The sequence below is a fragment of the Methylobacterium sp. CM6244 genome, from assembly GCF_054817885.1.
Genome location: NZ_CM139247.1, coordinates 3648507 through 3662882 on the forward strand (window position 1 = coordinate 3648507; position 14376 = coordinate 3662882).

At 65.4% G+C, this 14376-nt stretch carries 17 protein-coding genes; 12 read left to right on the plus strand and 5 right to left on the minus strand.

From position 1 onward, the window contains the following. The first annotated feature begins 132 nt into the window (after positions 1–132). From ACYQML_RS16995 to pqqA, 3 genes are all read left to right on the plus strand, one after another. On the plus strand, positions 133–264 hold the full coding sequence (locus ACYQML_RS16995) for a DUF2735 domain-containing protein (protein WP_244477938.1): 132 nt from the start codon (positions 133–135) through the stop codon (positions 262–264). 84 nt (positions 265–348) lie between these two features. Next, positions 349–1164 carry a shikimate 5-dehydrogenase gene (locus tag ACYQML_RS17000; RefSeq protein WP_461233498.1) on the plus strand — a complete coding sequence of 272 codons (816 nt, stop codon included), beginning with the start codon at positions 349–351 and terminating at the stop codon, positions 1162–1164. Positions 1165–1351: 187 nt separating this feature from the next. Next, positions 1352–1441: a pyrroloquinoline quinone precursor peptide PqqA gene (gene pqqA, locus ACYQML_RS17005; protein WP_018043773.1), complete on the plus strand. Its 90-nt coding sequence runs from the start codon at positions 1352–1354 to the stop codon at positions 1439–1441. A gap of 112 nt (positions 1442–1553) precedes the next feature. Here the strand turns inward: pqqA and ACYQML_RS17010 are convergent, their stop codons facing one another. After that, positions 1554–2711, minus strand: a complete 1158-nt coding sequence (locus ACYQML_RS17010) for a helix-turn-helix transcriptional regulator (protein ID WP_461233499.1) — start codon at positions 2709–2711, stop codon at positions 1554–1556. 87 nt (positions 2712–2798) lie between these two features. Then, entirely contained in the window at positions 2799–3890 is a 1092-nt protein-coding gene (locus ACYQML_RS17015; protein ID WP_461233500.1) for a helix-turn-helix transcriptional regulator, read from the minus strand. A gap of 296 nt (positions 3891–4186) precedes the next feature. Here ACYQML_RS17015 and ACYQML_RS17020 point away from each other — a divergent pair, with 296 nt between their 5' ends. The 4 genes from ACYQML_RS17020 to ACYQML_RS17035 all read left to right on the plus strand — a co-directional run bounded on the left by ACYQML_RS17020 (position 4187) and on the right by ACYQML_RS17035 (position 8427). Further along, entirely contained in the window at positions 4187–5683 is a 1497-nt protein-coding gene (locus ACYQML_RS17020) for a calcium-binding protein (protein WP_461233501.1), read from the plus strand. Between the two features lie 600 nt (positions 5684–6283). After that, positions 6284–6436, plus strand: a complete 153-nt coding sequence (locus tag ACYQML_RS17025; RefSeq protein ID WP_200919237.1) for a hypothetical protein — start codon at positions 6284–6286, stop codon at positions 6434–6436. A 250-nt stretch (positions 6437–6686) separates the two neighbouring features. Beyond that, positions 6687–6965, plus strand: coding sequence for a hypothetical protein (locus ACYQML_RS17030; protein ID WP_461233502.1), 279 nt, complete (start codon positions 6687–6689; stop codon positions 6963–6965). A gap of 520 nt (positions 6966–7485) precedes the next feature. After that, positions 7486–8427: a helix-turn-helix transcriptional regulator gene (locus tag ACYQML_RS17035; protein ID WP_461233503.1), complete on the plus strand. Its 942-nt coding sequence runs from the start codon at positions 7486–7488 to the stop codon at positions 8425–8427. Between the two features lie 33 nt (positions 8428–8460). On the opposite strand, the gene ACYQML_RS17040 is transcribed toward ACYQML_RS17035, so the two are convergent. Further along, positions 8461–9369: a LysR family transcriptional regulator gene (locus ACYQML_RS17040; RefSeq protein ID WP_056434133.1), complete on the minus strand. Its 909-nt coding sequence runs from the start codon at positions 9367–9369 to the stop codon at positions 8461–8463. 93 nt (positions 9370–9462) lie between these two features. Between ACYQML_RS17040 and ACYQML_RS17045 the strand changes: the two genes are divergently transcribed. Together ACYQML_RS17045 and ACYQML_RS17050 are read left to right on the plus strand one after the other, a co-directional pair. Then, the gene (locus ACYQML_RS17045; protein WP_461233504.1) at positions 9463–10335 is read left to right on the plus strand and encodes an aldo/keto reductase family oxidoreductase; all 873 of its coding nucleotides are present in this window, start codon (positions 9463–9465) and stop codon (positions 10333–10335) included. Positions 10336–10809: 474 nt separating this feature from the next. Beyond that, complete coding sequence (locus ACYQML_RS17050; RefSeq protein WP_056434137.1) at positions 10810–11070, plus strand: hypothetical protein; 261 nt, start codon at positions 10810–10812, stop codon at positions 11068–11070. A 282-nt stretch (positions 11071–11352) separates the two neighbouring features. Here ACYQML_RS17050 and ACYQML_RS17055 read toward each other — a convergent pair whose 3' ends face one another. Further along, complete coding sequence (locus ACYQML_RS17055) at positions 11353–11661, minus strand: hypothetical protein (RefSeq protein ID WP_244477940.1); 309 nt, start codon at positions 11659–11661, stop codon at positions 11353–11355. A gap of 202 nt (positions 11662–11863) precedes the next feature. Here ACYQML_RS17055 and ACYQML_RS17060 point away from each other — a divergent pair, with 202 nt between their 5' ends. Beyond that, positions 11864–12130 (plus strand): hypothetical protein, encoded by a 267-nt coding sequence (locus tag ACYQML_RS17060; protein ID WP_461233505.1) that lies wholly within the window; start codon positions 11864–11866, stop codon positions 12128–12130. A 36-nt stretch (positions 12131–12166) separates the two neighbouring features. Here ACYQML_RS17060 and ACYQML_RS17065 read toward each other — a convergent pair whose 3' ends face one another. Further along, positions 12167–12463, minus strand: a complete 297-nt coding sequence (locus ACYQML_RS17065; RefSeq protein ID WP_461233506.1) for a hypothetical protein — start codon at positions 12461–12463, stop codon at positions 12167–12169. A gap of 141 nt (positions 12464–12604) precedes the next feature. Here ACYQML_RS17065 and rsgA point away from each other — a divergent pair, with 141 nt between their 5' ends. Both rsgA and ACYQML_RS17075 read left to right on the plus strand, forming a co-directional pair. Beyond that, complete coding sequence (gene rsgA / locus ACYQML_RS17070; RefSeq protein ID WP_311274486.1) at positions 12605–13621, plus strand: ribosome small subunit-dependent GTPase A; 1017 nt, start codon at positions 12605–12607, stop codon at positions 13619–13621. Positions 13622–13702: 81 nt separating this feature from the next. Next, on the plus strand, positions 13703–14332 hold the full coding sequence (locus ACYQML_RS17075; protein ID WP_461233507.1) for a 2,3-bisphosphoglycerate-dependent phosphoglycerate mutase: 630 nt from the start codon (positions 13703–13705) through the stop codon (positions 14330–14332). Positions 14333–14376 lie beyond the last annotated feature (44 nt).

Sequence of the window (14376 nt, forward strand, 5' to 3'; positions counted from 1 at the left end):
GCATGAAGGCCCAGCAGCTTTTGGAGACGTTGGATCATGACTTTGAGCTCACCCCGGAATTCAGCCGAAATCTTTGCTTTCGTGCCCAGGAAGGTTGCAGCATCGGCTCGTGCCCATTCGACAGGCACACGCATGGGCAGCAACGCCGTGGTGGACCTCGCTTCACGCATCTCGCGCCCCATGGAACTGCCGAGGATGGATTTCTGCGACGGCTGGTACCACGCCGAGGCGATTCTGGACGACGGGCGCAACCGCAAGGCCTGACGGGCGCGACGTATCGCGGGACGTGATATCGCTCCGGTGCCGGAGTGCGGGGCATGCCGCGTCTCCGAGCGACCGGAGACCGCGATGAAGCCCCCGATCGGACGCGAGACCACGCTCTGCATGTCCCTGTCGGGACGGCCGGGTCATTTCGGGTCGCGTTTCCACAACCGGCTCTACGAGCTCATGGGGCTCGACTACGTCTACAAGGCCTTCACCACGACCGACCTGCCGGCTGCGATCGGCGGCATACGGGCTCTGGGCATTCGTGGCTGCGCCGTCTCGATGCCGTTCAAGGAGACCGTGATCCCGCTTCTCGATCGCCTCGAAGCTTCGGCCGCGGCCATCGACAGCGTCAACACGGTGGTGAACGAGGCCGGCTGCCTCACCGGCTACAATACCGATTACATCGCGGTCCGCCTGCTCATCGAGAAGCACGGCATCGATCCGCAGACACCGTTCCTCCTGCGCGGGTCCGGCGGGATGGCCAAGGCCGTCGTCGCGGCCCTGCGCGATGCAGGCTTCGTGGATGGTACGGTCGTCGCCCGTAATGAACCGGCCGGGCGCGCCCTGGCGGAAAGCCATGGCTATGGCTGGCGTCCCGAGATCGGCGAGGCGCAGGCCCCGCTCCTCGTCAACGTCACACCCCTCGGTATGGAAGGGCCGGAAGCCGAAACCCTCGCCTTTCCGCCCCCTCAGATCGCTGCCTGCGCCGTCGCCTTCGACGTGGTGGCGCTGCCCTCGACGACGCCCTTCCTACGGGCGGCCGAAAGCATGGGAAAGCGCGTCATCACCGGCCACGACGTGGTGGTACTGCAGGCTCTCGAGCAGTTCGTTCTCTATACGGGCCGAACTCCCGACGAGAATCAGGTGAAAGAGGCCGCGGCCTTCGCCCGGACATGACGGAAGCGGTCCGTCCGCATGCGGCTTCCCCCTCTGTTCCATGAGAGAAAACTAAGGGAATCCTGCAGAATATTTCCGTCTTTCTGCTTGCTATGGGGCAGGGCGGACAATAGGTATTGCTCAAGCGCGGTCGTGCCGCGCATCTGAGATGTCTTCTAAAGAAGACTTGCAACGCAGGAGAAACATCATGGCTTGGACTGCCCCCGTCGTTCAGGAAGTGTGTGTCGGCATGGAAGTCACCAGCTACGAGTCGGCTGAGATCGACACCTTCAACTAAGTCGGCCGGAAGCGTCTACGCTTCCCACCGATAGAGCGAGACCAAGGTCTCTGCGAGAAGCCGCCTTCGGGCGGCTTTTTGCGTTCATGATACTGGGTGACGCCTGCACCGTTCAGGGTTTGGTATCGGCTTCGCGCTCGCGCCGTCGGCTCAGGATGGCATCGAGGCGCGCGACGATGATGGCGAGTTCGCTCTGACGCCTGACGCCGAGCTTGCCGAAGATCGCTTTCAGGTGAACCCGCACCGTGCCCTCCCGGACCGCGAGCAATTCCGCCGCCTTCCGGGGCGAGCTTCCCCGGCCGATCTCCATCGCCACAAGAGCCTGCATCCGCGTCAGGCCCAGTTGCTCGAGCTGCGGGGCGACGGAAACCAACACTGGCGGCGTGACGGGATGGAGCAGGAGCAGGACCCCGCCCTTGGCCGAGCCGATCAATTCGAGACCGGGCTCACCGGTGCGCAGGGGCATCGCCTCCGCCAGCAGCCAGGGGGACCCGTCCGACGAACGCAGGATGATGGGCTCGGCGGCGCAGAACCTGCCCTCGGCCAGGGCGGAGGCGACGAGACGGTCGAGTCGCGGGCCATCGGCCGCCACGACGGTCCTCACGGGCTGGCCCGGGGCGATCTTGAGACAGCCGGCAACCATCCTCTCGGAGCCGGGATTGACGAACCGCACGGCGCCACCCCGATCGAGCAGGACGACGCCGATCTCTGCCCGAGCCAGGGCCGAGCCGAGATCGGCCGCCTGCCGGTGGGCGACGCCGAGCCGCGCCGTGAGGTCGAAGGCCCGCGCGACATGCGGCCCCAACAGCGTGAGCAGGGCGATCTCCCCGGCTTCGAAATACCCTTTGCCGGCCTCGCGCAGGGCGCTCACCGTCATCAGCCCGCCGCCGGGATCGGGGGCGAAGAAGGCCACGAGTTCGTCGAGCCCGTGCTTGGCGCAGAAATCCTGAAAGAAGGGATCCTTGCGCTTGTCCTCCGGCGTGAACAGCATCGCATCCGCCACGACGAGGCCGGGCCGCATCCCGAGCCCCCGCGCGCGGGCGATACGGCTGTCATGCTCCCACCACCCGCCGCTATACGCGTCGTGCACCTCCCGCAGGCTGTCCGAATGGAGTGTGTCCGCCGTCCGGCGAGGATCGTAGGAGACGATCACCGTCCCCCGCGCTCCGAGGCAGGCGCTCACCTGCTCGAGAACACCCGGCCAGAGCGAGGCATCGAGGGCGGCCGCGTAGCAGGCATCGACGAGACGCAGCGGGTCAGGATTGGTCATGGCGATCCGACGAACCCGAGCGGGCGGCGCTTTTCATACAGGCAACTCCACGGGACAACAGGACACGGATCGGCTCGTCCGATCGTCTTACGATGTCCGCCAGTCCCGCGGGGTCGTTCCCGCGAGGAGCCCGACGAGTTCGGCTTGGCGGTTGGTTCCGGTCTTGGACAGGACGGATCGCAGCTGCGTCCGGACCGTGCTGGTGGCGACGCCGGTCCGCAGGGCGATGTCCTCCACCGTCCTGCACAGGGCGATCTCGCGCGCCACCCGCGCTTCGGCAACAGTCAGGTCGAAGAGGCCCGAGAGGACAGTGAGGTCGGGCGCGGCGCCTTGTGCCACGGGCGTGAAGATCGCGATGGCGGAGGCGGCGTTGAACAGGTCCGCCGCCGCCCGCCGGATCGGCAGGAGATGCAGGATCACCGGGCCGCGCTCGTCCGTGGCCGGGATGGACCGGGTCGAGGTCCGCCGCTCCGTCGCCAGTCCTTCGAGGGCCCGCTCCAGCAGGCGGTCCGCCTCCGGGTTGGACAGGGTCAGGCGATGCGCCTCCCGGATGGTGCTTCCGAGGAACGCCGCGCAGCCGGCATTGATGGCCAGGATCTGGGAGTGCCTGCCGAGGATCGCGGCGGGAATGTCGACCACATCGAGCACCTGCGCCGCCACCCTGACGGTCTGCAGCCGCAGCCTCGCCGACATGGTGGCTGCCCGGGCGAGGTGAGGGCGCAGGGCATCGAGGCGGGCCACGATCTCGCCGGGGACGGGACCGCGCGCGAATTCCCGCTCTACGTTGAAGATGAGCCGATCCCCGCTCGGCACCGCGATGGCGCTGGCGACGCCCCAACCCAGGCCCCTCGGCCGCAGAAAGTCCCGGAAGACCGGCTCCGCCTCCATCTCGGCGGCGGTGTAGACGTCGAGGTCGGTGAGGAAGCCGGCATGTTCCTTGGCGAACAACCGCGCCGGCCTGTCGGTCCGCGCCGGCCAGCCCCCGGCGACATATTCGGCGATCCCCGCCTCGAAGCCCGGGGACGTGACGTAGCGGAACTCGCTGCCCACCGTCGTGAACAAAAGCGCGCCTTGTCCCTCACCGACCCGCACCAGTTCGGCCAGTACACTGGGCCACATCTCCGGAATGACGGCGGCTTCGTAGATATGGTCGATCAGGACTTCGGAACTGACGGTCATTGGCATCATCTAAACCAGATCCAGCACACGTTATGACGAAGATCGACATCATTATGTAGTCCGCATCGATGGGCCGGCCGCGGCGGACTCCGCATGAATGCCGAAATGCTTGATTTTAAGGCATGGCTTATCATGGCTTGAGCCCACCAGCACAGTCCACAAGCGAATCGTTGACTCGACATACTCCGTTTGGGGGATGTGCGGCATGCAATCAGGTGCTCTAACCGCGCCGGGCAAACGAATGACCGCCGTGATGTTCGAGATTCGAGACGGTCACGACGCCTTTCCAGGGGAAGATGACCATCACGGCGACGCGCAACGTTCCGGGCACCTACGCAACGATCGCCGATGCCATCGCGGCTTCGGATCCCGGAGATACGATCGCGGTCTCCGCTGCATATGGCGGGAATGAGACGGCTACCGTGACGGTCGACGACCTTCGTTTCAGCGCCCCCTCCAGCGTTACCGGCATCACCCTCCTCGCAGACGGGGTGACCACGAAGATCACCGCCCTCGGCGCATCGCCGATCTCGATTTCAGGGACTGCAGGTAACGAGATCCTCATCGGCAATACAGGCGCCAACACTCTCACCGGCGGTTCGGGCGACGACACCCTCAGTGGCGGAGCCGGCAACGACATCCTCGACGGCGGCGAGGGCAACGATATCGTCTTTGGCGGTGAGGGTGACGATACGATCACACTTTATGATAACGGCAGCGTGGACAGACTCGATGGCGGAGCCGGTAACGACACGTTCCGGCTCATGACCGGTTATGGCGGCGGCGTGACCGTTGAAGGAGGCATCGGAACGGACATTGTGACAGACGCCTTCGACCTGGGAGATGCCAGCTTCACAGGGGTCGAGACGCTGGACACCACGTCAGTCTTCGCCACGACAGCCCAGCTTTCGTCCTTCGCCAGCCTCATCGACAGCACGGCGACCACCACACGGCTCGAAATCTCCCTACGGGGTGCGGGCGGTACGATCGACTTCACCAGCCGCGTCACCGGCACGGATTCGGTGCTGGTTTCCAATGCCGGCCTGACCGCTGGTGTCACCATTATCGGATCGGCCAGGAACGACACCCTCATCGGTGGCCTCGGCAACGACACCTACGTCACCGATGGCGGCGACACGATCGTCGAGGCGCTCGGCGCCGGAACCGACCTCGTCCGGAGTTCGGCGACCCTGACCCTTGGCGGAAATCTGGAGAACCTCACCCTCACCGGAACGGGGGCGATCAAGGCGACAGGCAACGCCCTCGACAACGTGCTCCTGGGCAACGATGCCGCCAACGTCCTCAATGGCGGGACCGGTACCGACAGGCTCACCGGTGGATTGGGCAACGACACCTACATCACCGATGGTGGCGACAAGATCTTCGAGGTGGCGGGGGGCGGCATCGATCTCGTGCGGAGTTCGGTGGCGTTCAGCCTCGGCAACGAGCTCGAGAACCTTCTCCTCACCGGCAGCGCGGACATCAACGGCAACGGCAACGCCCTCGCCAACACGCTCACCGGCAATAGCGGTGCCAACATGCTCAATGGCGGTCTGGGCGACGACATCCTGAAGGGCGGAGCCGGGGCCGACATCTTCTTCTTCAAGACGGCGCTCGGCTCAGGCAATGTCGACAGCATCGTCGACTTCGCCGCCATCGACGACACGCTCCGACTCGAGAACGGAATCTTCACGGCACTGACCAAGACCGGAACCCTGGCGACGGGTGCCTTCAAGGATCTCGGCGCGGCCGGTGCCATCCTCGATGCGGACGACCGGATCCTCTACGATTAGCGGACGGGCGCCGTCTCCTACGACGCGGACGGCAGCGGATCGGCCGACGCCCTCCAGTTCGCCCTCCTCACCTCGCGTCCAGTCCTGACATTCCAAGATATCCTCGTGGTCTAGGACACCTGACGGGCCTCCCGCTGACGATCGGGGTCACGCGGAACGGGGCGGGAGCCCGATTTCATAAGAGCCACGCGCCGACACCCGGCGGCATGAAACCGCCCGGTCTGGGGATCGCCCCGGGCTCCCCGGGGAGGCGGGGACCGAGGCGCCATGGCCTCGGAAGGGTAGAAGACATCGTTCACCCTGTCTCGAAACCACGCCGCAACGTATCGCCGCCATGATGTGGCATTCACGCGCCGAACGGCGGCAAGATCGAGGCTTCCATGATCACGGATCTTCACGTCTGGCGGCTCTTCATCGCGCTCGGCGCCTTGGGCGCGGCGACCGCACCGCTGCTGAAGCCGTTTCTGTCTTAGAACGGCCAAGCCGATGTGCGCGCCGGCACAGCGAAACGGATCGCGGCCAGCCATGAACCATTCAGCCGCCATAGGCGCATGATCTCAAGGTGACGATCCGACCGCGACCCAGTCCCAGGAATCCGACATGACAGTTGCACGTCCCTTCCGCTGGCTGCTCGCCCTCGTCACGCTGGTCCTGCCGGCATCGCTGATCCAGGCTCGGCCTCCGGTCGACGGATGTGAACGCGGCAAGGCGAAGGACGCTCAGAGCCAGGTCGTCTTCCGCCACTACATCTGATCCTGATCCCGGATCGGCGGCAGCTTCGCGGAATCCGTCGTCCTGTTCCCGGAATTCCGGAATGGCATCCCCTCATCTCAGCCGCTCGCCCTCGTTGGACGGCAGAACCACGATGGAGCGGCAAGGCCACCGGCTCCCTTCAGCTACGGTTCAACCAGTATGGTCTAGCTTGGGCAGCCTTACGAGATAGGCCGCCCCGGTCCGGTGGCGGCGGGATTGCGCAAGGCGCGTCGCGCACCCCGTGGAAGCCATGCTCGCTCTCCCCACAACGACCCTCGGCACGCCCGCCCTGCACATCCCGCCCAGGGGGTCGGAGCTTCCCCGCCCCGGCGCGGAGGCGTCCCAGGCCTTCCTACGTAGCATGATACCCGGCCTCGATCTCGCCTTTGGCCTCGAGAGCGCTGCCGACCTGCCCGAGGACATGACACGGCTGATCGCCCGGCTTCATGCCGGCCCCCTGGGTGCGCTTTCACAGGAAACGGCTTCGGACAGCACTCGATTGTCGGCGCCTGCCTACGAGCCGGCCTGATGCCGGCGATGGAGCGGCAAGCCCAGGCGCGGCGAAGCGAGCGGCGTGGCGATGATCGAAGGGATCCAGCTCCCCCGCCTTGCAGCGTGCTTGCAACTATTGACCGCCGATTGTTCTATGCAGGACAGAATCTGTGACCAACCGATAGCTCTGCAAACGCTCTATATATTTATAACTATTAGAAAATATTATAATATTTCTAGAAAGTGCAATCACAGTAAGGCTTATTTATAAAATAGGCACCTCATCCAACAAAAACATATCAAGGTCTTTTCAATTTAGTTCAGCCGGGTTATTTTTCCTCAGCCGAGAGTGCATCGCTTTACGCGGGAGCGTTCCACGCCGCTGAAGGATCAAGATGCTCCTCGACGACGAGACTTTGCAGGACATCGAAAACTCGCTCGTCACATCCGCGCTTCAGTCTCATGACTGGGACAAAGCAGTCGCCAAAATCGCGACTTCCACGGGCGCGAGAGGGGTCGTCGCCATCCCGTTGAAGGGACGCGTACCCGGCCTGCCGATGAGCGCCAGTCTCGAAGCGGTGGCCGACGGCTATTTTCGCGACGGCTGGTCGAAGAACGATTACCGCGTGAGAGGCGTCCCCAAGCTTCTCAAGACAGGCATGTTCGTCGATCAGGACTACGCGACGCCGGAGGCCATGCGATCCGAAGCGTTCTACGCCGACTACTTGCGCAGCCACGGCTTTCAATGGTCCGCCGGACTGATGGTCCAGGCGGGCGATGATGCTTGGGTGATGATGATGCAGCGGACCATCCAACAGGGGCCCTACAACTTGGATGAGCAGATCGCCTTGCGGCGCCTCATCGCCCCCCTCAACCGGGCCGCCCAACTGGCCCACAGCCTCGGCGAGGCGCGTCTCACGGGCATCGCCGACGCCCTGGAAACGGTCCGCAATCCTAGCGTGCTCCTCGACAGGACGGGACGGGTTCTGCGGGTGAGCAGCGGCGCGGAACGCCTGTTCGGCCCCGATCTGGCTGTGCGGCTCGGGGAACTCGTCGTTCCCTCCGATGCTCAGGCCACGGCCCGGCTTCGCGCGCATATCACCGCCGCCATCTGGTCCGATCCGCAAGCTGTCTCACTCGCCTCCGCGCCGATCGTCATCCGCCGGGAGGCCAAGCGGCCTCTCACTCTCCGGGTTCAGCCCCTGCGCAAGGCGGGGCTGGAGTATTTCGACGGCTGCCGCGCCATTCTGACGATCACGGACCTCGCTGACAGCCGGGAACTCGCCGGTGACATCCTGAAAACGTTGTACGGGCTGACGCCACGGGAGGCCGAGCTCTGCCACAGCCTGCTGGCCGGCCACAGCACCGGCGAATGCGCGGACAGGCTCGGCATATCGATCCATACCACCCGGACCCATCTGAAGAAGATCTTCGTCAAGACGGATACGGCGAGCCAGACGGAACTGATGATCGTCCTGAGCCGAAACTTCGGCCTCTGAGCAGACGACGAGGCGCTCGGTCGCGCGGCGAGATCAGCGAGGATCGCGATGCGCGCCGATGAAGTCGACGAAGGCCCTCAGCGGCGCGGGAAGGTAGCGCCGGCCCGGATAATACAGGAACGGGCCGGAGAACGATTGCCACCATGGCTCCAGCACGGGCTCCAGAACCCCGCTCTCGAGATGCGGGCGTAGCCAATCCTCGAACAGGGTAATGATCCCGGTCCCCGCAATGGCGGCATCCACCGCGAGGTCGGTGGCGGCCCCGACCCGGACGATGAGGGGACCGCTGGGGTCGATGCGAACGACCTCGCCCTCACGCTCGAATTCCCACGCCGTCGTCGCGCCGCTCGCGAAACGGCCGCCGAGGCAGGCGTGGCTCAGCAAGTCTCTCGGATGGGCGGGACGCCCGTGACGATCGAGATAGGACGGGGAGGCGGCCGTGGCGAAGCGCTGCCGGCGCGGCCCGATCGGAACCGCGATCATGTCCTGTTCGAGCCGCTCGTCGTAGCGGATCCCGGCGTCACATCCAGCGGCCAGCACATCCACGAAACCGTCCTCGGCCACGATGTCGAGCCTGATATCGGGATAGGCTTCGAGGAAAGGCGGCACGATCCGCGGCAGCACGAGCCGCGCCGCGCTGACCGGCACGTTGAGCCTGAGTGTGCCGGCCGGACGATCGCGAAAGCCGTTGACGACGTCCAGCGCGGCATCAACCTCGCCCAAGGCCGGCATCAATCGTTCGAGGAGGCGTGCGCCCGCTTCGGTCGGCGCGACACTGCGGGTCGTCCGGTTGAGGAGCCGGACGCCCAGCCTGGCTTCCAGCCGGCGGACCGCCTCGCTCAAGCCGGATGCGCTCGCGCCGCTCGCCCGTGCGCCGTCGCGAAACCCGCCGGCTTCCGCAACGGCGACGAACGCCGCCAAATCCCCGAGATCGGTCGCCATTGTTCGCCTTTTCGCACATCCCGTGCGGATAAGGGCGCATTATCACGCAATCCATGAGGCATTACAGTCCTGGTCATCCTACAGGAGAGTCGCATGACCAAGATCGGACAGGCCGGGACCTACGCCCTCGGAGACCGCACCGTGAAGCGCCTGGGCTACGGCGCGATGCAATTGGCGGGGCCGGGCGTTTTCGGTCCTCCGAAGGACCGGGCCGCCGCGATCGCAGTGCTACGCGAAGCGGTCGAGCGCGGCGTCAACCACATCGACACCAGCGATTTCTACGGACCGCACGTTACCAACCAGATCATCCGCGAAGCGCTCCACCCCTATCCGGACGACCTCGTGATCGTCACCAAGATCGGAGCCAGGCGCGGTGCGGACGCCTCCTGGAACCCCGCTTTCTCCGCAGCGGAGCTCACGAGCGCCGTCCATGACAACCTGCGCAACCTCGGCGTCGACGCCCTCGACGTGGTCAACCTGCGCATCATGCTCGACGTGCATGGACCGGCCGATGGCTCCATCGAGGCGCCGCTCTCCATCCTCGCCGATCTCCAGCGACAGGGCCTCGTCCGCCGGATTGGGCTGAGCAACGTAACGGCGCGGCAGGTGGCGGAGAGCCGATCCCTCGCGACGATCGTCTGCGTCCAGAACCAGTACAATCTGGTCCATCGGGCGGATGATGCGCTAATCGACGATCTCGCCGCATCCGGCACCGCCTATGTCCCGTTCTTCCCGCTCGGCGGCTTCAGCCCGATCCAGTCGGCGGCCCTGAACGAGATTGCCGAGGGGCTCGGCGCGACGCCCATGCAGGTCGCGCTGGCCTGGCTCCTGCGCCGCTCTCCCAACATCCTGCTGATCCCCGGCACGTCGTCGGTCGAGCACCTGCGCGAGAACATGGCCGCGGTGGAACTCGACCTGTCCGACAACACGATGGCGGCGCTCGACCGTATCGCACCCTCGACCTGACACAGGCCGGCAGAGGATCATCGACGAGCGAGGCGATGCTCTTCGCCGATGATCGACCGGGGATGATCCGGCGCGCGAACCGATGCGGACGATGGCGTGAGGGGGGGAGGAGAGCCGCCCACACGCCGTCGGCACAACTCGTCCGAACGGCACTCGCATGGACGAGATCGGAACGGCCATTCTAGAAATCAGGCCCTGGTCACAGCCACTTCCGCCATCGCAGGCCCTGCGACACTCATTCCCAAACTATTCAGGGATTATATAACCAACACTTTTGTACTTGATTGTCCCATCAAATAATTCGATGCCGGAATGCCACATACATCGATGACATAGGCTTGATCAGGATCTTTAATCCGCTGCACCACGTGCGTGCCGACACGCCACAAAGGAAATTATTACTTCATATTGGCTTCACACAGAAGAAGCAGCCGGGATACGGAGGCTTCACAAGAAAAGAAAGCCATTGCCCATATGAAGTCTTACATCGCCGCCCTCTCGACTGCTCTCGTCGTGGGACTGACATCGATCTCGCCTACGATGGCGATGGAGCGTCCCTCGCGTTACACGGCGTTCGCTCCCTACGACGTCGAGACCACCAACGCGATCCGAGCCGATCGTCGAGCCCCCGCGTCCTTCGGTTGTCCGATGAGTTCGGCCGCGGAGGGCAACGCAAACCAGCAGACCCGCGACGTCATGCAATACGGCCAGACGTCCGGCGGAAGCCGCTGCTAACCCAGTCAGGACAGTTCATTGGCATCGATGCTGAAAGTCTTTTCCTACATCATGGTCGGCGTTGCATCGGTGATGCTGGCCGCGACCATCGTGGGCTCCGCCAATATACTGATAAATTCGTAACACGTCGTCCCGGACTACAATCCGGGACGATCTTCGAGATCCCCGGCAGGATCGGTTCGCTCCCCTGCGGCAGTATCCGTTAGGGGAACGGGTCGATCCGTCATTCGCTCGCACGAGGCGCGAGGGAACCCACACCCGGCAGACACTCGCCGTCCGGCCTCAGGGCCGGCGCATCTGCTTGCCGGCGTAAGCCACGAGCTGGGAAAAGGCCAAGGCCGCTGCCGAGGCCTGGACACGGCTCGGATACGGCATCGGAGAATGGGCGACCTCCTGGCCGTAAGCGTCACGCAGTGACCAGCCCCAGCGCCCGACCCGCTCCTCCAGCACGTCGAAATGCATGGCCCGGTCTCCGCTCGTGCGGGGTGACGGCACGCGTGCCGCCGAACCGGCATTCGCACGCTTCGCCATGCCCGAGGGCAGGCCGGCGAGAGAGAGATTTCCCGATATCCACAGGTCGGCCGTCTGCATCTTGACCTCCGCGCTTGAACCCTATGTTCTCTATATGTTCTTATGCGCGGAGTGTCCACCATGCTGGCCGATCCTTTGCTGCGGCTTGCGGCCCTAGCTACGTCCGAAGCGACGAACATGGCCGGCGGGGAGGCAGCTACCAGCAACGTCGCACCGGCGCAGAGCAGGATCCAGGGCTTATCTCCCGGTTCGGTGGCCTGACATGGAGCGCCTCTGCGACGTGAGGGCCTCGCACCTTGTCATCGCCTGCGGCCCCTGCGAGCGCCGGGGCGTCTACCGGGTCGCCCGCCTCCGCCAGCAATTCGGCGATCACGCCTCGGTTCTGGACGTCTATGTGAGGCTCACGCAAACCTGCCGCTGGCAGCGTGAGGTCGGCAGCAGGCCGCCCAATGTCTACGCGGTCGGGTGTCGGGCCAAGCTCGACACGTCGGGCGGGGCCTTCGCGAACGGACTTCCCTCGAGGACATAGGCGAAGGGCAGCCTTCCGATTCCGCCGGGGCCGGATTTACGCATCGTCTTCGCGGCCGAACACCTCGCCCTCTTCGGCCAGCCAGGCATCCGCCTCGTCCGTCCGCAACTCCAGCAGGGCGCGGTACTCTCGCAGCCGCTGCTGAAGCTGCGTGCCCGCCTCCTCGCAATCGGCCGGCTCATCTGTGTCGAGGGCGCAGCCCTCGATCACCTCCGAGGTCTGGCGATCGACGGCCGCGCGGTCGGCCTCGCTCAATCCGGTCAGATCGCCGAGACCGAGTTCCGATGCGATCAGGGCCGCGATCTCCTCGCGCTTCTCCTCGAGCTTCGACATCGTCTGACCCATCCCTGGAATCCATTCTTCCTAATCCGTTGCCTCGATGATCGGTCACCTTACCGCCGCGGAGCAAGGGGAGGGCGCCGGAAGACGGATGGGGCGCTGGTCAATCCGCCAAGGCCCTGTCATGGCTGACCGGTGACCGATGATCTCAGCAACTCCCATCCCCTGCGGCCCTCCCGTCTCGGATGGTCCGACTTCTTCGAGGAGCAACGTGAACCGGCCGAGGCCGGTCTCGTGCCCATGCGGATCGCGACGGTCCACCGCTCCCGGCTGACCGCCCTATCCCTCACGGGGCCGGTGGGGCTCGTGCTTCCGGTCCATACCCAGACCGGCGATTTCGCCGTGGGCGATTGGGTGCTGGTCGAGCCCGAGACCGGGACGATGCAGCGCCGTCTGTCACGCAGGAGCGTGCTGCAACGGCGCAACGAAGGCGGAGGCCCGCTGCAGCTGGCGGCGGCCAATGTCGATACCCTCTTCGTCGTCACGTCGTGCAACGCCGATTTCAACATCGCCCGGCTGGAGCGCTACCTGGCGCTCGCCAATCAGGGCGGGACGAACCCAGTGATCGTCCTCACCAAAGCCGATATGGCGCCCGATGCCGAGAGCTACCGGCGGCAGGCCGCCGGCCTGCAGCGCGACCTCGCCGTCGTCACGGTCAATCCGCGCCTTCCGGACGCCGTGACGCTCCTCGCCCCCTGGTGCGGCGAAGGTCTGACCGTAGCGGTCGTCGGCTCATCGGGGGTGGGGAAATCGACCCTGGTCAATACGCTCGCCGGCCCGGACCAGGACCTCCCCCAGGAGACCGGCGGGATCCGCGAACACGACGCCAAGGGGCGCCACACCACCACCTCGCGCTCTCTCCATGCCATCGCGGGCGGCGGCTGGGTCATCGATACGCCGGGGATGCGCACGCTGCATGTGAGCGACGCCGCGGAGGGCATTGATACGCTGTTCGCCGAGATCGTCGAGCTGGCCCCCTCCTGCCGCTTCCGGGACTGCACCCATGCCCACGAGCCGGGCTGCGCCGTGCAGGCCGCCGTCGCGGAGGGCACGCTCGATCCCGAACGTCTGACCCGGTGGCGCAAGCTCCTCGACGAGAACCGGGCCAACACCCCGGTGGTCACCGGCCCGCGCGGCAGCCGTAGGCGTTGACCGGCAGCCGCAGGCGTTGACCCGCCGCCTGACTTCGCACACCCCAACTTCGCCCGACCTCCTGCGGACGCCCCTCCCCGAATGCTCCTTCCCGAACGAACTCTCGTCATCGTCCGCCACGGGCAGAGCCACGACAACGAGCGTGACCTCTTCTCCGGCATCCGAGATCCCGATCTGACGGAACGCGGCGTCAGCGAGGCGCAGAGCGCCGGGCGCCGGCTGAAAGAGCTCGGATCCGTCGTTGATCTCGCCTTCACCAGCGAGTTGACGCGGGCCCGGCGCACGATGGCCCTCATCCTGGCGGGCCTCGGGCAACCCGAACTCACCGTCCACCGGAGCGCCGCGCTGAACGAGCGCGATTACGGCGAGCTCGCCGGGTTGAACAAGCGCGAATCCCAGGAACGCTGGGGGGTCGAGCAAGTCCGTGCCTGGCGCAAATCCTTCGATGCGATACCGCCGGGCGGCGAAAGCCTGGCGATGACCGCCGACCGGATGCTGCCGTATTACCGGGACGAGATCGAATCCCGGGTCCGGGAGGGCAGGCGGGTTCTTCTCGTGGCGCATGGCAATTCGCTGCGGGCGCTGATCATGCATCTCGACGGGATCAGTGCCGCCGAGGTGGCCGAGGTGCATCTCGCCACGGCCCAGATGCTGGCCTACCGCTTCGACGAGCGGGGCAGGGTGGTCGACAAACAGGCGATCCCCGCCTGAGCCCGGAGGTCGATCGGCGAGGAGACCGGAAGGCGGCTGCTGGC